The 20088-nt window shown below is 45.9% G+C and carries 18 protein-coding genes; 7 read left to right on the forward strand and 11 right to left on the reverse strand.

Annotated features, from left to right (window positions below; all coding sequences use genetic code 11):
* Positions 1-149 precede the first annotated feature (149 nt).
* From ABEW32_RS23005 to isdC, 7 genes are all read right to left on the reverse strand, one after another.
* Positions 150-983 (reverse strand): ABC transporter ATP-binding protein, encoded by an 834-nt coding sequence (locus ABEW32_RS23005; RefSeq protein ID WP_430192143.1) that lies wholly within the window; start codon positions 981-983, stop codon positions 150-152.
* Positions 973-1956 (reverse strand): FecCD family ABC transporter permease, encoded by a 984-nt coding sequence (locus ABEW32_RS23010; protein WP_430192145.1) that lies wholly within the window; start codon positions 1954-1956, stop codon positions 973-975. The genes ABEW32_RS23005 and ABEW32_RS23010 overlap by 11 nt, the downstream gene beginning before the upstream one ends.
* A gap of 14 nt (positions 1957-1970) precedes the next feature.
* A complete protein-coding gene (isdE, locus tag ABEW32_RS23015) occupies positions 1971-2930 on the reverse strand; it encodes a heme ABC transporter substrate-binding protein IsdE (RefSeq protein ID WP_430192147.1) in 960 nt (319 codons plus the stop codon).
* 157 nt (positions 2931-3087) lie between these two features.
* On the reverse strand, positions 3088-7455 hold the full coding sequence (locus ABEW32_RS23020) for an NEAT domain-containing protein (protein WP_430192149.1): 4368 nt from the start codon (positions 7453-7455) through the stop codon (positions 3088-3090).
* A gap of 99 nt (positions 7456-7554) precedes the next feature.
* Complete coding sequence (locus tag ABEW32_RS23025; protein WP_430192151.1) at positions 7555-8052, reverse strand: NEAT domain-containing protein; 498 nt, start codon at positions 8050-8052, stop codon at positions 7555-7557.
* Positions 8053-8084: 32 nt separating this feature from the next.
* Complete coding sequence (locus ABEW32_RS23030) at positions 8085-8552, reverse strand: NEAT domain-containing protein (RefSeq protein WP_430192153.1); 468 nt, start codon at positions 8550-8552, stop codon at positions 8085-8087.
* 72 nt (positions 8553-8624) lie between these two features.
* Positions 8625-9140, reverse strand: coding sequence for a heme uptake protein IsdC (isdC, locus tag ABEW32_RS23035; protein WP_430192155.1), 516 nt, complete (start codon positions 9138-9140; stop codon positions 8625-8627).
* A 399-nt stretch (positions 9141-9539) separates the two neighbouring features.
* On the opposite strand from isdC, the gene ABEW32_RS23040 reads away from it, so the two are divergent.
* From ABEW32_RS23040 to isdG, 4 genes are read left to right on the forward strand one after another with little or no spacing between them, the layout of a single operon-like run.
* Positions 9540-10520: an ABC transporter substrate-binding protein gene (locus ABEW32_RS23040; RefSeq protein WP_430192157.1), complete on the forward strand. Its 981-nt coding sequence runs from the start codon at positions 9540-9542 to the stop codon at positions 10518-10520.
* A gap of 9 nt (positions 10521-10529) precedes the next feature.
* Positions 10530-11528: a FecCD family ABC transporter permease gene (locus tag ABEW32_RS23045; protein WP_430192159.1), complete on the forward strand. Its 999-nt coding sequence runs from the start codon at positions 10530-10532 to the stop codon at positions 11526-11528.
* Entirely contained in the window at positions 11525-12316 is a 792-nt protein-coding gene (locus ABEW32_RS23050) for an ABC transporter ATP-binding protein (protein ID WP_430192161.1), read from the forward strand. The genes ABEW32_RS23045 and ABEW32_RS23050 overlap by 4 nt, the downstream gene beginning before the upstream one ends.
* Position 12317: 1 nt before the next feature.
* On the forward strand, positions 12318-12668 hold the full coding sequence (gene isdG, locus ABEW32_RS23055) for a heme oxygenase (protein WP_430192163.1): 351 nt from the start codon (positions 12318-12320) through the stop codon (positions 12666-12668).
* Between the two features lie 90 nt (positions 12669-12758).
* Here the strand turns inward: isdG and ABEW32_RS23060 are convergent, their stop codons facing one another.
* The 4 genes from ABEW32_RS23060 to ABEW32_RS23075 form a co-directional block, all read right to left on the reverse strand.
* A complete protein-coding gene (locus ABEW32_RS23060; RefSeq protein ID WP_430192165.1) occupies positions 12759-13769 on the reverse strand; it encodes an MBL fold metallo-hydrolase in 1011 nt (336 codons plus the stop codon).
* Between the two features lie 210 nt (positions 13770-13979).
* Positions 13980-14090 carry a cytochrome bd oxidase small subunit CydS family protein gene (gene cydS / locus ABEW32_RS23065; RefSeq protein ID WP_014278118.1) on the reverse strand — a complete coding sequence of 37 codons (111 nt, stop codon included), beginning with the start codon at positions 14088-14090 and terminating at the stop codon, positions 13980-13982.
* Positions 14091-14096: 6 nt separating this feature from the next.
* A complete protein-coding gene (locus ABEW32_RS23070) occupies positions 14097-15128 on the reverse strand; it encodes a cytochrome d ubiquinol oxidase subunit II (RefSeq protein WP_430192167.1) in 1032 nt (343 codons plus the stop codon).
* Positions 15125-16471: a cytochrome ubiquinol oxidase subunit I gene (locus ABEW32_RS23075; protein ID WP_430192169.1), complete on the reverse strand. Its 1347-nt coding sequence runs from the start codon at positions 16469-16471 to the stop codon at positions 15125-15127. Before ABEW32_RS23075 ends, ABEW32_RS23070 begins: the two co-directional genes overlap by 4 nt.
* 357 nt (positions 16472-16828) lie before the next feature.
* Here ABEW32_RS23075 and ABEW32_RS23080 point away from each other — a divergent pair, with 357 nt between their 5' ends.
* The 3 genes from ABEW32_RS23080 to ABEW32_RS23090 all read left to right on the forward strand — a co-directional run bounded on the left by ABEW32_RS23080 (position 16829) and on the right by ABEW32_RS23090 (position 20069).
* Complete coding sequence (locus ABEW32_RS23080) at positions 16829-17383, forward strand: MarR family winged helix-turn-helix transcriptional regulator (protein WP_430192171.1); 555 nt, start codon at positions 16829-16831, stop codon at positions 17381-17383.
* A 90-nt stretch (positions 17384-17473) separates the two neighbouring features.
* The gene (locus ABEW32_RS23085) at positions 17474-18688 is read left to right on the forward strand and encodes an MFS transporter (protein WP_430192173.1); all 1215 of its coding nucleotides are present in this window, start codon (positions 17474-17476) and stop codon (positions 18686-18688) included.
* A 247-nt stretch (positions 18689-18935) separates the two neighbouring features.
* Complete coding sequence (locus ABEW32_RS23090) at positions 18936-20069, forward strand: virulence factor (RefSeq protein WP_430192175.1); 1134 nt, start codon at positions 18936-18938, stop codon at positions 20067-20069.
* The last annotated feature ends 19 nt before the right edge of the window (positions 20070-20088 follow it).

Consider the following 20088-nt stretch of genomic DNA (forward strand, 5'->3'; position numbering starts at 1 on the left):
ACACAAAAGATCGGATTCGAACCGTAGTCTAAGCAGAACTGCCCCTATATCTCACCCAATAGCTTATAAATAAAAATAAAAAATGCTTCTGTCTCCATGATAGTCACCTGACAAACACCTGGACCAGAACCATTTTTATGTTTTAAATTCTAATGAGATAGCTCAAGGACAGGCACCTTATTCTCTCTCTGTACTTGTACATGTCCGGAAGCTCCGACGCCTATCGGAATAAGGTACATGCCCGCCTCTTCGTCCTGTCTGACTACGACATTCACACCATAGACTGCCTGAATCAGTTTGGGCGTGACCACCTCTATAGGCGGACCGTTCGCTATAACACGTCCTTCCTTCATAGCGATCATCACATCACTATACCGAATGGCCTGATTAATATCATGCAGCACCATTACGATGGTCAGTCCGTGTTCCTGATTAAGCTGCCGGATCAGTTCCAAAATCTCAAGCTGGTAATACATATCCAGATAGGTAGTCGGCTCATCCAAAAATAAAATCGGTGTCCGCTGGGCCAAGGCCATCGCAATCCACACACGTTGTCGTTCTCCGCCTGAAAGCTGATCCAGTGTACGTGTTCTGCGTTCCTCCAGATTGGTGCAGGCTATCGCCCATTCGACTGCTTCTTCGTCCTCATCCCGGTTGGTTGTGAACATGCTCTTATGAGGCAGTCTTCCGAAGCTGACGAGCTTTTCTACTGTCAGGTCGGAGGGCGCCTCGTTCTGCTGATGAACTACCGCCAATTGACGGGCCAGCTCCTTGGGCTTGTAGTGGACTATCTCCTTGCCATCCAGAACCACCTGGCCCATGCGAGGAACAGCATTATTAGACATCACACTGAGCAGTGTTGATTTGCCGCATCCATTAGGGCCAATAATCGTAGTAATTCGTCCCCGTTCAATAACAGCGTTGATCGCATGTAGACGATCTGTTTTCCGATCATAGGAGAAGGTTATATCTTTAATGTCCATAGGTGCGATCCGCCTTTCTGATCAGGAATATCAGGAATGGTCCGCCAATGACTGCCATAATAATAGAGGCCGGAATTTCATTGGGAGCAAGCACCGTTCGCCCCAGTGTATCCGCAAGCAACAGCAGCAAGCCGCCGCATAAGGCAGAGAACGGAATCAGCCACTTATGATCCGAACCAACCAGGTAGCGGGCACAATGCGGAACGAGCAGGCCGATAAAAGCAATCACCCCTGCGATAGCTGTAGCCGTTGCTGCAAGTAGCACCGCTATCACAGAAATTAGAAGTCGTGCGCGCGTCACGTTAAAACCCAGATTTTTAGCCGTTTTATCTTGAAGGGACAAGAAATTACACCTGGAGAACACAAGCATGGCCAAAATTAGACCAATCCCGCCATAGGTTACAATCACCTCGACATCTACCCACTTTTTCATAGACAAAGTTGAGGTGGTGACCTGATTAATGCTGGTGACCGCATAACTGCCCCGATAGTTAAACGACTGACCTAGGCCGGAAAAGATAGCATTTACTGCCACCCCAATCAAAATAAGACGAATGGGATGCAAGCCGGATTTCCATGAAAATCCGTATACCATTAGACAGGCCAATGCACCACCGATAAATGAAAAGAATGGCATCCAAAAGTATAGCGTCGGAAAGATGGTCACCGCAATCAGCGAGATCAAGGCCGCTCCCGAAGAAATGCCGATCACCCCGGAATCTGCCAGCGGGTTTTTCATGACGGCTTGCAGCAAAACGCCCGCAACTGCAAGTGCTGCACCCGCCATCACGGCTACGATAATTCTCGGCAGCCTGAGGTCTTTGACCACATTCACCTGATCATCTGTACCTGTCCACAATCCAGACACCAACTGACTCAAATTCACCTTGAGGCTGCCTGTCATCGCTGAATACAGCATGACAGCGACGAGTAGGACAATTACAACAATAAGGCTCCATAATTTTTTGGACATGTCATCAGCTTCCTTTAATTCGAAGGATACAGCATTTTCATCAGCTCATCCAGCGCAGAGTTTGCCGCTAAATTTCCTGTGGTGCCAAACAACGGTTCAGGCAGATCATAAACATGCCCATTTTTCACAGCGTTGAAATGCTTCCAGATATCGTTAGTTTTGAACTCTTCATCGAACATTTTTACGACCTCATCCGGCATCCCGTGTGCAGCGCGCAAAATGATGTCGGGATTGGATTGTTGCAAGGCTTCGGTATTGTGAGCTATGAACTCCACCTTCTCGCCTTGAACTACATTGGTTCCACCTGCAATTTTAACCAGATCCCCAATATAGGAGTGTTCGGTAGCTACTAGATAGCTTCCTGGAACACCTAGTAGAATCAGTACTTTAGGAGACTTCTTGCCTTTGATCTTTTGCTGAATCTCAGCAATTTTGGCATCCAAAGCCCCATTAATCTCTTTCGCCTTTTCAGCTTTATCGAATCGTTCTCCCAGCTTTTGAATTTCCTTTTGCATATTCGCAAGGCTCTCAAAATTCAAAAACTCAGCATTAATGTTCAGGTCCTTAAATTTGGGCTCCAGATCATATTTGAGTGTGGTCACCGACAGTACATCTGTAGGTTTCAAGGACATTACCTTTTCCATATCAGGACTCATCGGATTCCCCACATCAGGGACATCCTTGTAACGATCAGGCAATGCTTTGGTGCTTGTCGGCTTGCCAGCCAAATCCAAGCCCAGCGCATCCGTAATTTCAGAAATGGCTACTGTAGTCGCTACAATACGTGGAGTTGCTGTTTTATCATCAGACGCCTTTCCGCTTGCATCTGACGCTACCGTTGAAGTCGAACCATCGCTATGTTCCTGTCCAGCCTGTGCTCCCCCGGAGCATCCAGCCAGTAACAAGATTATGATGCCGATTAACATATAGAAACCAAACGCTTTCCTTGGAGCCAAAGCTGCATGCTGTTTCATGAAAATCCAATCACCTCAATTCAAAATATAGAGCAACAGCGTGAGTCCCACTTTTTCGGGTATGTAAATGCTGACAAGTCTTGATGCCGGGGCACCAAGACTTGCTCGCATACAAACTTTGCTGTTATTCGGGCTTCATTGATGTCATCATCTGAGGTTATTTCACCTTAAGGCTTGCTTCATCAAATTGGAACTGAACCGTATACCAGTGATCATACGGTACTCCGCCAAGGACCAAACCGGGCACAATGACGTGTGTGTAAGCACTGATTTTCTGGGACAAGTCCCCTGCCTCAAATTGAATGACACGTGTATCACCGGATGTCGAGATCACTTCCACATCTTTTAGGGTACCATTTTGCTCCACTTGTAGAGTCGGCATCCAAGAGCTGTTTTTCAAAGTAATTTGGATATAGCGCTGGTTTCCCTTTTCAATCAATGTGGCGGGCTTATCGAGATAACCATCCATAACAGACGCTTCATTCGTTTTGTCTTTAAATACGTTGTAATTGATCGTGTATTGCTTCTCGGAAGCCGTTTGAACTGGTTGCTCAACTGCTGGTTTTGCTTCAGCTACCGGTGTGGTCGTCTCTGCTGCTTTGTCTGTAGACGCTGCTGTCGGTTCAGTAGCGGTTGCAATTGTTGCTGCATTAACTCCCTCACCTTTGAGCGATGCACGGTCAAATTGAATCTGTCCGCCGAATTTCTCATTAAAGATGTATTTTTCAGGCAGATATACCTGTGTGTACACACTCAGCTTTTTATCCAGATCAGGTACTTCAAAGGCAATTGTGTGTGTATCACCTTTTGTGTTGGGACCCACAATCGTCGGATTAGCATAACGGCCTTCAAAGTCCGTTTGGAATAATTTCAAAGCCTGATTGTCCGTTACGGTTACATGGGCCAGAATTTTACCATTTTTCACAACCAACTTCGCCAGACTCTGTACAAATGGAGCCACCAAAGAATCTTTGTTCGTTCCGTTTGCAAGCACACGGAAATTCGCAGTGTACTCTCCATCGGCTAAGCTATTTTTCACCGACTCTACTTTGTCTGCTTTGGTTTCGTTGTAATAAGATACATTACTGGTATCGAATTTAAATTCAACATCATATACCTTTTCTACTCGATCTTCCGCCTTGAAAACCATCGGAGCGCTACTTGCCACTTTAGGAGCTTCGTAGACAACCAGTTGACCTTTTACGTTGTTCTTAAAGTCACTTACACTGAAACGAACGTCCTTCGTATTGCTTGCTGCATCTTCCCGGGTCACTTCTGCATCCTGATAACCTCCACTTGCGTTATCCCAAATGCGCAGCGCCTTAACTTCATTGCTGTTTTGCAGCTTCAGACCTACAAACCGTTTGTCGCCTTCCACGACCAATTGCGCTGGTTCATTGGTGATGAAGCGTTGAGCCGGAGATTCAGATCCTGTGATACCATCTGGCAGCACAATGCTGAATTTCAATGCATATTTACCATTGGCAAGCTTGTCAAAATCCAATTTTACGATAGGATCAGTCGCCCCAGAAGAGGTAGGCTCAACAAAGCTGCGAATGGTAGCAGGCTCGAATTGGAACTGCACATCATATACGTGGTCATAAGGGATGCCACCCAAATCCAATCCAGGTACGATGACATGCGTGTTCACTGTAACTTTATCCGAAAGATTAGGCACTTCAAATTGTACTATTCTTGTGTCAGCAGAGGTGGACTGTTCAACCACCTGAGCTTCAGAACCATTTACTTTAAACGTTTTAATCCAGCTGCTCTTGTCCATTTTAATCTGAATGATATTTTTACCAGACTGTTTTAACAGTGTGGCTGGCTTTTGCATATATCCATCCATCACAGATATTTCATTGCTTCCATTTTTGAGTACGGAGAAATCAATGCTGTATCTGCCATTTTCAACTGGAGTCGTTGTTCCGTTATCCGGACCTTTAGCCGTAACGCTACTGCGATCGAATTGAAGACGAAGCTTATGATCCATCTCATAAACTCCACCTGGATAGGTCGTGCTCACATGTACCTGTGCATTCAGAATAGCGTCCAGATCCGCTACCTTGAATTTCACGACACGTGTATTAGCATTCTTGTCCTCACTTACGATATCTGCATCTGTCAACGTTCCGTTTTGTTCTGTCTTGAACTCTGTTACGGTAGTGCTGTCTTTGATGGTAAAGGAGGCTTCATACTTTCCTTTCGATACCGTTAGCGTGGCTGGAGACAATAAATATTGCGCCATGGACGATTTTTGATCTTTGGTTGCGTGCAGCGCATCGAAATTGATTGAATACGTTCCATCTGCTAAATTTTTTCCGGGCGTGCCTGGTGTGCCTGGCGTCCCAGGATCAACCGGGGTTGGAGCATTCGTAATGCTGTTTTTGTCAAATTGAAGACGGAGTTTATGATCCATCTCATAAACCCCACCTGGGTAGGTCGTGCTTACATGGACCTGTGCATTCAAAATTGCGTCCAAATCGGCTACTTTGAATTTCACAACACGTGTATTGGCTGTCTTGTCCTCGCTTACAATATCTGCATCTGTTAATGTCCCGTTTTGTTCCGTTTTGAACTCTGTTACGGTAGTGCTGTCTTTAATAGTGAAGGAAACTTCCTTTTGTCCTTTTGCTACCGTTAAAGTCGCTGGAGACAACAGATATTGCGCCATGGTTGATGGCTGATCTTTGGTTGCATGCAAGGTATTAAAGTTGATAGCATACGTTCCATCTGCCAAGGTCGGTGGTGTAGGTGCAGAAGCCAATTGAAGATCTACATTATAAGTATGCACGTAGCCCAGCTCAGGCCAGTTGATACTTACCCATGCGCTTAACTTAGCAGGTATTTCTTTAACCTCGAATTCAATAACTCGTGTATTCGCAGTTTTGTCTTCACTTACTGTAGCAACATTAGTTAATACTCCGTTTTGTTCTACCTTAAAACCGTCAATTTGTTTACTGTTTTTCAGGGTAAAACGAACATACTTCTTGCCACTACGTTCAATCAAAGTGCCTGGTTTCTCTGTATACCCATCCATCATAGAAACTTCATTCGTTCCATCCTTCAAAAGAGTGAAGGCCAGATTGGATGTTGTTTCTGGAGAACTTCCATTTTCTGTAATACTATTTTTATCGAACTGAAGACGAAGTTTATGATCCATTTCATAAACCCCACCTGGGTAGGTCGTGCTTACATGGACCTGTGCATTCAAAATCGCGTCCAAATCGGCTACTTTGAATTTCACGACACGCATATTGGCTGTCTTGTCCTCGCTTACAATATCTGCATCCGTTAATGTCCCGTTTTGCTCTGTCTTGAACTCTGTTACGGTAGTGCTGTCTTTAATAGTGAAGGAAACTTCCTTTTGTCCTTTTGCTACCGTTAAAGTCGCTGGAGACAACAGATATTGTGCCATGGTTGATGGCTGATCTTTGGTTGCATGCAAGGTATTAAAGTTAATAGCATACGTTCCATCCGCTAAATTTGTTGGTGCAGATACAGAAGCCAGCTGGAGATCTACATTATAAGTATGCACGTAACCCAGCTCAGGCCAGTTGATGCTCACCCATGCATTCAGCTTGGCTGGCAGTTCTTTTACTTCAAACTCGATAACTCGTGTATTCGCATTCTGGTCTTCACTTACAATAGAGGTGTCAGTTAACACTCCATTTTGCTCTACCTTGAAGCCATCAATTTGCTTACTATTCTTTAACGTAAACTGAGCATATTGTTTACCTCCACGCTCAATTAATGAGCCTGGCTTCTCCGTATACCCATCCATCATGGACTTTTCCTCTGTTCCATCCTTCAAGAGGGTAAAGTCCAGATCAGCTAGTTTTTCTCCTGCGCTAGGAGGCGTTACCGGCGGTGTTACAGGGGGAACCGTTGGATTCTCGGTTGAGTTTTTAAGTCTCAAACTGGAAGGATCAAACTCAATCCATTCCTTCACTGAACGGTCCGGATCGGTATCTACATACCATGGAGAACTGCTGTTAAATCCAAACTCCGTATTTACATTTTGATGAAAATCATAAACATCGAAGCTTACCGTTCCCGAAGCTTTTCCGGAATCTACTTCTATTTTGGCGGGAACCGTTTCCCCGTTTTGTTCTACTAAAAATTTCGAAAGCCCTTGAGCCTCTGCAAATTTAAATGAAAAATGGTATTTTCCATCCTTAATAACCAGGTCTCCAGGATAGGTATAGTTTGTTTTGAAGCTCGAATCCCTCGTGCTCCCGCTGACTGTCTTTCGTAAAGGCTTGTAATCAATCAGGTATTCTCCATCTGCATAAGTCGCTTCAGAAGTAGTTATAGCATTGGTCGGCTCAACATATGGGCCGGGTAGTTCTACTGGATACTCATAAGTAGCATACGTAGCACTAGTCACTGTAGTGTTAGAATCAGGCAAATTCAACGAAGTGGATTCATCCTCGGGTGTTGCTCCTGCATATGGTGAAAATAAAGAAAACAACATTAGAATAGCAGCGAATGTCGTAATATATTTATTAAATCGGCTCTTCAAGGTGATGTATCCCCCTACTTAAAATATACTCATTTGGAGCTCTGGAACTAAGCTCCAAATGAGCATTCAATTCAAAATCATTATCTTAAAAAGAAACCCTTAGATATCGCTGTCGTCGAATTGGAATTGAACAACATAGTCGTGATCGTAAGGAATACCGCCAGTGTATTCTTTAGGTACGCTTACATGCAGTTTTACATTCAATTTTTGAGAGGAGCTAGTTACTGGGAATTCAACAATTCTTGTATCTCCGGAAGTGCTGACCACAGTCGCATTCACATACTGGCCGTTTTGTTGCGTTTTGAATTCAGTAACCCAAGCACTTTTGGTAATAGCTACCCGCACTTTGTATTGACCATTCGTAACAATCAGTGTGGCTGGTTTTTTTACATAACCATTGGTATCCATGTAAGAAGGCTCAGTGGTTCCATCTTTATAAACGGTATAAGGCAATTGATACGTTCCATTAGGCAAAGCCGCGCTCGCTTGATTAGCAGAGAACGGGGCTAGTACCACAAAAACAAGCGCAGCCATCAATACAGTGAGCATTACTTTTCTCAGAGACAATTTCTCCATACGATTCATAATCATGTTCATGTTTTTAATCTCCTTTTACATTTTATTTTGGATTAGATTTCGTCGAATTGCAGTTGTACATCGTACTTGCCTGTGTAGCCAATCACTGGGATGGTAATTTCAGCGTAAGCATTTACTTTTGCATTCAGATCAGTCACTTCGAATTCCACTACACGAGTGTTGTTCGCCGTATTTGTGCTTACCACCGTCGCATCTTGCAGTACGCCGTTTTGCTCTACCTTGAACGCTGTAATCAGATTGCTGCTTTTCACAGTCAGACGAACGACGTTTTTGCCATTAGCTACTGTAACCTGAGCAGGCTTCGTCAGATAGCTGTCCAGTCGAGAAGTTTCATTGGTTTGATCCTTCAGAACGGTATAATCTACGTTATAAGTGCCGTCGGCTGCTGCTGCTTTAGCAGAGAGTGGAGCCATCAGTGCAAAAACAAGTGCTGCCATGATCAAAGCTACGAACGCCTTCTTGAAAGAAAATTGCTCAAAGCGATTCATTACCATATTCATATCTACACACACTCCTCAATTGTTTATGCTTGAATTTATGTTGATTTTATGAACGATAAAGATAGCTTCAATTTACTTTTTGGAAGATTTGGCTGATTTCGCTGACTGGATGGCTGCAACTTTTTTGATGCTTTTGGAATCAAAAGCGAAGCGGATCGTATAGTCATGATCGTAATTGTAAGCAGGGACAGTAACATGGATTTTAGAGATCAACGGGCTGTTGACACTCGCAATTGGAAATTGCACGGTGCGAGTATCAGTTTTGGCATCCTTTTGGATGACCTTGGTATCGATGATTTTGCCTTTGTAATCCACTTTAAACCCGGTTGTCCATTCGCTATGATTCAGCTTAATTTGCATGGTCATTTGACCTTTATTTACATACAACTTAGCTGGTTTTTCAAAATAATCATTAGCCATGGACACCGAATCATTTTCTGCCTTGAGAATATTGTATTTGAGCGTGTATGTACCATCCGCCAATTTCGGAGAAGCCGCAGCGGCTCCTACAGATGACGAAGTTGGCCAAAAGCTCAGCACACTCACCAGCAGAAACACAGCAATAATTGCAGAATACCCCTTCTTCATTTTGACAGCAGTCCCTCCCCACGAGAATATAACTAATTGATTATCATTCTCAATTGATAACTTAAAAAAAATAGCTCTTTTCGAGCTTGTCTCCCCACCTCTCTATTCCATAATTTCGCAAAATCAAGTAAACCCATCACCAATATATCTTACACTTTTCGAAAATGTCAATATGTAATTGCGTGTACGTAATCCCTTGATATATGCTATTTTTTAAGAAAAATTTGTAGTTCCTTCTTCTATAATTAAAATGACTCTCTTCTGTTTTTAGTTCAAAATTTATTTAAAAATTTTCTTTTTTCAATTGACAATCTTCACTGATATTCATTATCATTCTCTTATACATAAATGAAAATGATTATCATTATTGTTTAACTCGAAAATTGCAGGAGGAATAACATGAAATCTTATGTGTTGTGGTCGTCCGCAGCGCTTTTATTGGCAGTTACCGGATGTAGTAATGGTACCTCGACCGCAGATCACAAACCAGCCAGTGCCTCCGTATCTGCCACTTCAAGCACAACAAGCGGCGCGACGATTCAAGTTACTGATTTTTCAAAACGGACGTTGGCCTTTCAAAATGTCCCTCAACGTATCGTTGCGCTCAGCAATGGCGATCTGGATATTATTTACGCATTAGGCGGAACTGCCGTAGGCAGACCTAACTCCAATGGGCCTGCCGTCGTACCTGCTGCTGAAAACGTTCAGCAAATAGGCTCCACTCATGAAGTGGATCTGGAGAAAATTACGATGCTCAAACCGGACGTCGTGCTAGGCAATTATCCTATGAACGAAAAAGATATTCCAGCCATTGAAGGAGTCGGTTCACAGCTGTTGCTGACTGGTGCCAACTCAGTTCAGGATATCCAGTCACAAATTACGCTGTTCGGACAATTACTGCAAAAGCAGGCCGAAGCCGTAAAGCTGGACCACCAAATTGACCAACAAGTAGCCAAGCTGCAAAAGGAAACCGCTTCTGCCTCTAAACCGAAGGTGTTGCTGGTCTACGGAGCTCCAGCCACGTATATGGCAGCACTCCCGAATTCTCTAGGCGGAAACATTTTGGAAGTCGCAGGTGGCTCCAACATCGCCGCTGATTTTCCGGGCCTGCAAAATTTCCCGCAATATGCGCAGCTGAACACAGAACGCATCATACAGGCTGACCTTGATTATATCTTCATCATGACTCATGGTAATACAGAAGAGGTTAAAGCAGCATTTATAAAAGAAATGCAGGAAAATGCAGCTTGGAACGGAATCCGGGCAGTCCAAAACAATCAGGTTGAGGTTTTGCCTTCAGATTTGTTCGGGACGAATCCAGGGACACGGGTCACTAAAGCGCTGGATCTGATGCACCAAAAGCTGTATCCGGCGAAATAAGCGATGGCGATGAACAAATTACAGCGTGCCAGAAGACGCACTATCGCCTGCATTGCCCTTCCAGTCTTGCTAGTGGCTGTTTCTGTGTATGGTCTGGCCTATGGTTCGGTGTCGATTCCACTTCAAGAAATCAATCAGATTTTGCTACATCATGTTGAATCCACATATCGCACGATCCTAATGGATCTCCGACTCCCCAGAGTATTGATAGGTTTACTGGTAGGAGCTTGTCTGGCAGCTTCTGGAGCGCTTCTTCAAGGCGTTATGAAAAATCCATTGGCTGACCCAGGCATTATTGGTGTATCGGCTGGAGGTGGACTTGCTGCCGTCATTACGATGGTGATGCTCCCACAGCTTAGTTACCTTCTTCCGGTAACCTCCTTTTTGGGAGCCTTTCTGAGCGCGAGCATCATTTACCTGCTGGCTTGGGACCGGGGGGCTTCCCCTGTCAAAATTGTACTGGCTGGCGTCGCGATCAATGCGTTGCTAGGCGCCCTCACCAACGGTGTGATGGTTATGTACAGTGACCGCGTACAGGCTGTACTTCCATGGCTATCCGGCGGGTTAAACGGACGAAGCTGGCATCATCTGGAGTTCATGGCCCCTTACGCTATCATTGGCTTAATCGCCTCTTTGTTTGCGATTAAGCCTGCAAATTTGCTGCTGCTGGGCGACGATTCAGCACAGCTGCTGGGCCAGCGGGTAGAGCTTCAACGAATGCTCATTATCTTGCTCTCTGCCCTGCTCGCTGGCACGGCGGTCAGTGTTGCCGGGCTGATCGGGTTTGTAGGACTGGTCGTCCCCCATGTCATAAGGCTGCTGATTGGGGAAGATTACCGTTTCCTCTTGCCCCTTTCCATCGTGGGCGGTGGGACGCTGGTTGTCCTGGCGGATACAGTGGCACGCTCCTGGTTTGATCCGATTGAGCTGCCTGTCGGTATTTTGCTGGCCGTCATTGGAGCACCGTTTTTCTTAATCCTGCTCAAGAAACGGGGGAATTTCGGATGACAGCCATTCAAGGTGAGCATCTCTCCTTACAACGCGGATATTTCCAGCTGGACGATGTGAACATTACCTTGCCCGCCGGACAGCTTACCGCCATTGTCGGTCCCAACGGCTCAGGCAAGTCTACGCTTTTGCGGATTTTGACCCGGCTGCTCAAGCAGGATCAAGGCAAGGTTTCCGTACTGGGCAAGCCTGTGGAGGAATACAAACGGCGTGATTTTGCCCAGACGATTACCATGCTGCCACAAATGAAGGATATGCTGCCGCTATTGACGGTTCGTGAGCTGGTCGCTTATGGAAGATCTCCTCATGCCAAGAGCTTAAGGACACGCCCTACCAGACAAGACCAGCAAATTGTCGACCATGTCCTGGAAATCACAGGCATCAAACCCTATGCAGATCGGATGTTCCATACTCTATCGGGAGGTGAACAACAAAAAGCACGAATTGCAATGGCCTTGGCCCAACAAACAGGTATTCTTTTGCTCGATGAACCGACCACTTTTCTGGATATCGCCCACCAATTTGAAGTTATGGATATGCTGCGGCGTATCAATCACGAGTCCGGCTTGACGATTGTTATGGTACTGCATGATTTGCAGCAAGCTGCGGCCTATTGTCATCATATGATTGCGCTAAAAAAGGGACGAATCGCCGTTGCCGGCGAACCCCGTCAGATTTTGACGTCTGCTTTTCTTCGCGACATTTATGAAATGAACGCTACCATCAAATTTGAGGATGGCTATCCGGTGATTATACCGACCATACCACATCATTTAGGAGGAATTTAATATGGTTATCGTGACAAATACATCTAAAATTACACCGGGCAATGCCCACCTGCTCATCGAAAGATTTAACAAAGAAGGACAAGTTGAAAAAATGGAAGGCTTCCTCGGTCTGGAAGTGCTGCTGACAGAAAACACGAAAGATTATGAGGAAGTAACCATTAGCACACGCTGGAAGGAAAAAGAGAACTTCCAAGGCTGGACGAAAAGTGAAGCGTTCCGCGAATCCCACAACCACCGTCAAACTCCCGAATATATTATCGAAAATAAAATCACGTTTTATGAAGTTAAAATCGTGCGTCATCCCATCTCGAACCATGATTCCTCTTTGGCGAGTGAGAACGAAGCCGTTTAATTCAGAACGATAGCCTAAAAATAAAAAGCGGCTCGGCAGGCAAATTCATTGTCCGCCGAGTCGCTTCTTTTATACATGTTATTGAACCCCTCAGATTCTAGTTGAAACACGGCGCCCAATTTTCAGCGTCTCTCCGTGTCCCAGTACATGGATGCGTTCCTCCGCGATCCCCAAACGATTACGCTCCGCTTCGAGACGATCCAGCGCTTCTCTTGGCGTATCATCCGCCAGTTTAAAGGCCCCATAATGCATTGGGATCATCTGATCTGCTCCGCAATCCACAAAGCCCTGCAATGCCTCCTCTGGTGTCACATGCTGTGAGGTCATGAACCATTCCGGTTCATATGCGCCAATCGGCATAAAGGTCAGATCAATGGCAAAGCGCTCGCCAATCTCCTTAAATCCACGGAAATATCCGGTATCTCCCACAAAATACAACGTAGGTGCCTCCGCTAAATCGGATTCCGCGTGAGCATCTGAGCCTGCAACAGACGTGGCAGAGCCAGTCACCTCCTGTTCACATTGCAGAATGTATCCACCCCAATGGGAAGTATTAGTATCAAACAGCGTACGCCGTGTCCAGTGCTGTGCCGGAACAAATGTAATCCGTACCCCTCCTACCGTAAAATGCTCCCACCATTGCAGCTCATGGCAGTTACGAAAGCCTTTGCGGACCATTTTCGACTTTAACCCCTTAGGTACGAGCATCAATGTATCTGCACGATATAACTTCCGCAACGATGCCAAATGTAAATGATCATAATGCGAATGTGACAGCAGAATGATATCCAGCGGTGGCACATCCTGAATGCGAATGCCGGGCGGAGCCAACCTTTTGTCGAAAGCCATGCGCTCTGCCCACACCGGATCGGTGACCATATTCAGCCCTAGGTACTGAATGAAAAAGGTGGAATGGCCCACCCAGGTCGCCGTCGCCATTTCCCGATTATGATGCAGAAACTCCAGCTCCGGGGAATGGTTTGGCACAACGAACGTATAATCCTTTATTTTGCTGCGTCGCTCCTGCCGCCATTGTCTCAATTGCTTGATGGTTTTATCGGTATTTACATGATCCATATTGTTAAAACGCACTTTAGGCATGATGCAACCCCCTCCCAGACAGACCCGTTATCCAAAAGCACAACGGTTCAATTTAACTATATATTGTCACTCGAATGTGAACATGAAATGATCCAACATCCTGAACTATGTAAAGTATAATTCAATCACATCTGTAAAGGAAATTCTGCGATAATACAGCAAAAACAGACCTCCCGAAGCAATCAGGAAGGCCTGTCCTGCATGTCATTGTCAGTCCTGTGGATTTTTAAAGCGTGCCGAATAAATAAACAAAAACACAATCGCCACCACGATAATGATCGGCGACTCATACATGATCGTAAAGTGCTCGAAAGCAACCACTCTAATTCACCCTTTCTTTCCCGCTTGTCCTCGTACATACTTCGCATCGAACAGGAACAATCTCAATATTAGGATCAGCGAAGGGATCAGCACCAGCAGACCCGCAACAAACGCCGTAATCAATGCATACGCCATCGTAGAGTTCGTAAAGCTGTTATATACATTAATGTAGGGATACAGAACATACGGAAGATGTGAGCGGCCATAGCCATACCAGGCAAATGCAAATTGCAGCATCACCAGGATGAAGGAGATACCCAAATGCCGCCGCTGCCAGACCAGATATACCGCTCCCACAAAGCAAATGAAGGATGCGACAAACATCCAGGCCATGTTCAGCATATTGGAAAAATGGTCCGGATTTTGTTTGTTAATCTGAAAAAATGCGAACAAACTCGCCAAAATCGTAGGAGCACTCCAGAGCAACGCGTAACCCCGTACGATTTCAAAAGCGACCTTGTCCCCTGCCCTTTTGGCATAAAAGGACAAAAACATCGCCGATATATACAATACACTCACCAGCGCCAGAATAATAACCGCCCATGTGTAAGGGTTGCTTAGTAGCTGGCCCCATTGCAGATGAACACCCGTGCTGTTCTCCACAATAATACCGCCTTCTGAAATAGCTAGGACCGTCGACAGTGCTGCGGGAATCAGCAACCCGGTCGCACCGTACAACGCCATGTAGACAATATTATTTTTACCCGAATGCCCATACGTATTGTAGGCATAATAGACTCCCCGGATCGCAAGCAGCACAATCGCAATACTACCGGGAATGAGTAACGCTGTCCCATAATAATAAGCCGCATCCGGGAAAAAACCGTTTAATCCCACCACAAAAAAGATGAGAAATACGTTCGTTACCTCCCATACCGGAGACAGATACCGTTGAATGATATTGTGGATTTTGTTCTGGTGACCTGTCAACACACTGTAAAAGCTGAAAAAGCCTGCGCCAAAATCAATGGATGCCACAAGCAAATACCCGAACAGGAAGGTCCACAAAATGGCGATACCTACAATTTCATAGCTCACTTGCCTTCAGCCCCTTCCAGGCCCAGCTGCCTTATCTCTTCCACAGCATCCTTATTACGGAATAGTTTGCTGAGTACCTTGATGGCCGAGAAACACAACACCAGATACAAAATAACAAACAACACCAGCATCCACCCAACACTTGTAGAAGTGGTTGCTGCTTCGGACACCTTCATATATCCGCGTAAAATCCATGGCTGTCTGCCAACCTCCGCAAACATCCAACCCAGCTCAATAGCTACCATCGCCATCGGTCCGACCAGAATGAGCGCTAACAGCAGCCATTTGGGATAGGGTTTGCGACCTGGCAAACGCTTGCGGATCAGATATAGCAGTGGGATGACGAGAATCAGCACTCCTGTGGTGATCTTGAGGTCAAACATATAATGGATAGACAGCGGCGGACGCTCATCCACCGGATAGTCATTTAATCCCTTAACCTCCGTACTGGGCAAATTACCAGCCAGAATACTAAGTGCATAAGGCACTTTTAAGGCATATTTGATGTCACCGTTCTTATCCATAAAGCCGCCATATACAAAGGGGGCATGCGTCATCGTATCAAAATGCCATTCGGCGGCAGCCAGCTTCTCCGGCTGATATTTAGCCAAAAACTTACCAGATGCGTCTCCAATCAACACTGTACTGATGGCAAACACAATGGTACAGGAGGCCGTCAGCTTCAGCGCCTTTTTGAAATAAGGGTGGTTACGCCCCCGCAGCATGCTGTAAGCTGCCAGCCCCATCAACACCCCAGCGCTCAATGTATACGAGGAAGCCAGTACATGAGACACTTTGGTCGGCGTGGCCGGGTTTAGCATAGCCTCGATGGGATGAATATTGGTCATGACTCCATTTTTGAGTGTAAAGCCCTGAGGTTGGTTCATGAACGAGTTCACAGTCGTAATAAAAACCGCTGATGCAGACGAGGCAATTGCTACCGGGATGAGCAGCATCAAGTGAAAATATTTACTTTTAAACCGATCCCAGGTATACAAATAGATGCCCAGGAATATTGCTTCGATGAAAAAAGCAAACGTCTCTAAAAACAAGGGCAGTGCAATCGCTTGTCCAGCCACCCGCATAAAAGTAGGCCAAAGCAAGCTGAGTTGCAGACCAATGGAGGTGCCTGTCACGACACCCACGGCAACAGTGATGACAAACCCTCGTGCCCACCGCCGGGCCAGTAGTGTATAATGCGGATCACCAGTTCGCAGCCCGCGCCATTCTGCTAGTGCAATCATTAAGGGTACGCCAACGCCGATGGATGCAAATACGATATGTACAAATAGGGTTATTCCGGTCAGCATCCGGCTTAGCAATACAGGGTCCAGTGAAGACAAATGGGTTTCACTCCTTCATTCCACATTTTAATAGGGAAACTTCGAAATCACTCTTGATTACCAACTAGGGAGTCAAGCGAGCTATGCTTTTAATTACGGCATATAACATAATGGCCGCAATTACTATACATACAATAATGAGCGTTCTTTCCTGCTTGCGGAACATAGGAACGCCTCCTTCACTTATCTTTTGGAGCATTTTGGTAACCTATTTACAGTTTGGTTCATTCAGCTGATTTTTAACCCTGCTTCTGTATTGAATGTAGCAGTATTTCTTACTAGATATTGTCTTATTCATGACAATACGTTATATTGATATATAGTTAGATAACCTAATTATATGAAAAGAGTGAGCTTATGTCGTCAAAACAAAGTAAGCGGGACTCCATCCAGCAGTCTCTTCCTCGTCTGGGACAAGAACCTTATCTGGAATTAATGGATCAAACTGCCCTTGCAGAAACGGATCGACAACTTGCCCGTATCGGTCTCTTCTTGCTATGGACGGGTGATAATACGCTCGACGCAATAGATTTGGATCTAGCTGCTTACGGCCTGACAGAGAGCAAGCTAGATCTACTGTTGCTGTTGACACTGCACCAATCCCAGGTCCAGATGAGTCCCTCTATGATTGCTGACCGTCTGGGAATTCGTCGTGCATCTGTTACATCTCTCCTCGATTGGACAGAGCAACGAGGCTGGATTATCAGAGAACATAATTCTTCAGATCGACGCAAAATCCATGTACGCATTACAGAGGCTGGTTCCCATCTAGTACAGCAAGTACTTCCTGTATTTTGGACTTCCTGTGCTTCCCTAGCGAGTATTTTGGAGCCCGAGGAGCAGATCGTTTTTTTGCGAATTATAGAAAAAATCCATCATCATATGGAAGATAAACTGGGGGTGGGCAGATAAATTTTTTTTAAACATATAATTAGGTTATCTAATATATTTAATTGTTTGCATTTCAAACTACTTAATTGATGATGAAGGAGTGTTCCATTGATGAATAAATTACGAACACATGATAGCGTTATACAGAAGGAAAATGTTGCTCTCCCTTATGCATGGATGACTGTAATCCTATGCTGGTCGGCGGTTGTCGTCATGTCCAGCCTGTATGTGACGGTTCCTTTGGTCCCTCTCTTTGCTAAAGTATTTGGAAAAACACTAGCTGAAGCAGCTCTGCCGGGAAGTATCTTTTCCTTAGGATTTGCGGCGGGCTGTCTTATTTATGGGGGATTGTCTGATCGCTTTGGGCGCAAGCAGGTTATCGTTGCCGGACTCCTTGCATTGACGATTCTGTCGTTATCCCTCGGCTTAACCAATCAATATTCTGTATTAGTCGTGCTGCGCTTGCTTCAGGGTTTGGCGGCAGCCACCTTTTCCCCCGTTGCTCTTGCATATGCCGTAGATATGTTTCCGACTGAAAAACGGGTAACAGCTATCGGCTTTATCAGCACTGGTTTTCTAGTGGCAGGTATTGCCGGACAGGTATTTAGTATTATCATCAGCGAACAAATCGGATGGAATATGGTATTTCAGGCGCTGGGTATTGTGTACGCAATTACCTTCCTGATCGTTCTTTTTTTCCTACCTAAAGCTCCCACTCCGCAACGAGGAGTTCGCATTTGGGCAGCCTTCGGTCAGTTGGGGACGGTTCTGCGTTCGTATCCTTTATGGTTAAGCTACACAATCGCTTTTGTTCTTCTGATGTCCTTTGTGAGCATGTATACGGTTTTGGGAAGCTACCTTGGCGGTTCCGAATTTGGCCTAAATAGCAAACAGATGCTATACGTTAGATCGGCTGGCATCATCGGCATGCTTCTCTCACCATTCGCGGGTCAACTGGCGCTGAAATTCAGTGTGCATCTTTTATTACGTGCTGCTCTTCTTCTTTCCATTCTCAGCTTGGCACTGATGGGAATAACGCATTCTCTCATAGCTATCGTGGTATTAAGTGTATGTTTTGTCAGCGGCATCGCTTTAAGTGTCCCTTCACTCATCACAATTGTTGGCCAGCTCGGCGGGTCAGCTAGGGCCATAGCTGTATCACTATACACCTTCATCCTGTTTGCTGGTACGAGTCTAGCCCCTATGCTTTCCATTCGTTTGATGGGCAATGGCGGCAATCAGATGACTACATTTATGCTGCTGGCGGCTGTTCTTTCTTTGGGATTTATCGCCTCTCTGCTGATTCGTCAGAAACGGAATTCATAGTACAGCACCATTCCGCCTACTCCGCTTTCATGTTCATTTTTTCGAGTTTGGCTTATATAGCATCCTGTTTTCATTCAAAAATATTCCTATTTAACAGGTATACTTATCTAAATCATGTGATATAAGTCATTGTATTTTCTGCATAAATTAAAACTCTCTCTTTGGAGACATACACAGAATGAGGTACAATACAGATAAGCGATACATGATATATAGAGAACTTTTGAACAGGAGGCTGTACCGAGCTATGAAGATAACATCGATCGAGCCAACTCCCAGTCCGAACACCATGATGCTGCATCTGGATGAGCGACTGGAAGCGGGTATCCGCAGAACATATACACGAGACAACGAGCGTTCCGCTCCCCCATTTATCCGGCGTATGCTGGCCATTGAAGGGGTTAAAAGCGTGTTTCACACGACTGATTTTGTAGCCCTGGACCGTAAAGGAAATGCGGATTGGTCTACTATTCTGGGGCAGGTCCGGGATCAGCTAGGCGAGGAAGGTGCTGATGCTAATTGGGATTTACCGGAGGAAACCTCTGGGGAAGCGTTTGGCGAAGCACAAGTTTTCGTACAATTTTTTCGCGGCCTTCCCATGCAAATCCGGGTTAAAGCAGGACAGCAGGAGGAACGAATTTCCTTGTCCGACCGCTTCGTGCAAGCCGTTACTCGCGTAGCGAGTGCAACGCTAATCAAGGAACGCAAGCTGAGTGATTACGGCGTCCGTTACGGTGAACTACCGGATATTGCCCGCGAGGTTGAGCAGGAATTGGAGGCAGCCTTTCCGCAGGATCGGCTGGAACAAATTATCCAGCAGGCGATTGCCCACGGCGCGGACAACAGTGAATTCGTGGAGGAACGCCGTGAGTGGAGCGATGCCGAGCTGAAGCAGGCGCTCCAACACGAGGATTGGCGCACACGCTACGCTGCGCTGGATCGACTGGAGCCGACGCCCGAGCATTTGCCGCTGATCCGGCAAGCGCTGCATGACGACAAAATGCAGTTGCGGCGGCTGGGAGTCGTCTATCTGGGCGATATTCGCTCACCGGAGGCGATGGAACTGCTGTTCGAGGCGCTGCGCGATCCTTCAGCGGCAGTACGCCGCACCGCTGGCGACACATTGTCGGACATTGGTGATCCCGCCGCTACCAAAGCTATGATCGGAGCCTTGTCCGACAGCAGCAAGCTGGTTCGCTGGCGTGCAGCCCGTTTTCTATACGAGGTTGGAACCGAGGATGCGCGTGATGCGCTGGAGAAAGCCGTCGATGACCCCGAATTCGAGGTCAGTCTACAGGCTAAAATGGCGCTGGAGCGCATCGAATCAGGCGAACAAGCCGCAGGTACGGTTTGGCAGCAGATGGCCAAACGGAACTCTTGATTTAAGGGCCATGAAGTGG

This window comes from Paenibacillus jamilae (genome assembly GCF_050482105.1).
Taxonomy (GTDB): Bacteria; Bacillota; Bacilli; order Paenibacillales; family Paenibacillaceae; genus Paenibacillus; species Paenibacillus jamilae_B.

Coding starts and splice junctions, on each gene's coding strand:
- isdE (WP_430192147.1), bottom strand. CDS start 2,930: ATGAAACAGCATGCAGCTTTGGCTCCAAGGAAAGCGTTTGGTTTCTAT.
- ABEW32_RS23030 (WP_430192153.1), bottom strand. CDS start 8,552: ATGAATATGGTAATGAATCGCTTTGAGCAATTTTCTTTCAAGAAGGCG.
- ABEW32_RS23040 (WP_430192157.1), top strand. CDS start 9,540: ATGAAATCTTATGTGTTGTGGTCGTCCGCAGCGCTTTTATTGGCAGTT.
- ABEW32_RS23060 (WP_430192165.1), bottom strand. CDS start 13,769: ATGCCTAAAGTGCGTTTTAACAATATGGATCATGTAAATACCGATAAA.
- isdC (WP_430192155.1), bottom strand. CDS start 9,140: ATGAAGAAGGGGTATTCTGCAATTATTGCTGTGTTTCTGCTGGTGAGT.
- ABEW32_RS23010 (WP_430192145.1), bottom strand. CDS start 1,956: ATGTCCAAAAAATTATGGAGCCTTATTGTTGTAATTGTCCTACTCGTC.
- ABEW32_RS23045 (WP_430192159.1), top strand. CDS start 10,530: ATGAACAAATTACAGCGTGCCAGAAGACGCACTATCGCCTGCATTGCC.
- ABEW32_RS23085 (WP_430192173.1), top strand. CDS start 17,474: ATGAATAAATTACGAACACATGATAGCGTTATACAGAAGGAAAATGTT.
- ABEW32_RS23050 (WP_430192161.1), top strand. CDS start 11,525: ATGACAGCCATTCAAGGTGAGCATCTCTCCTTACAACGCGGATATTTC.
- ABEW32_RS23080 (WP_430192171.1), top strand. CDS start 16,829: ATGTCGTCAAAACAAAGTAAGCGGGACTCCATCCAGCAGTCTCTTCCT.
- isdG (WP_430192163.1), top strand. CDS start 12,318: ATGGTTATCGTGACAAATACATCTAAAATTACACCGGGCAATGCCCAC.
- ABEW32_RS23005 (WP_430192143.1), bottom strand. CDS start 983: ATGGACATTAAAGATATAACCTTCTCCTATGATCGGAAAACAGATCGT.
- ABEW32_RS23025 (WP_430192151.1), bottom strand. CDS start 8,052: ATGAACATGATTATGAATCGTATGGAGAAATTGTCTCTGAGAAAAGTA.
- ABEW32_RS23090 (WP_430192175.1), top strand. CDS start 18,936: ATGAAGATAACATCGATCGAGCCAACTCCCAGTCCGAACACCATGATG.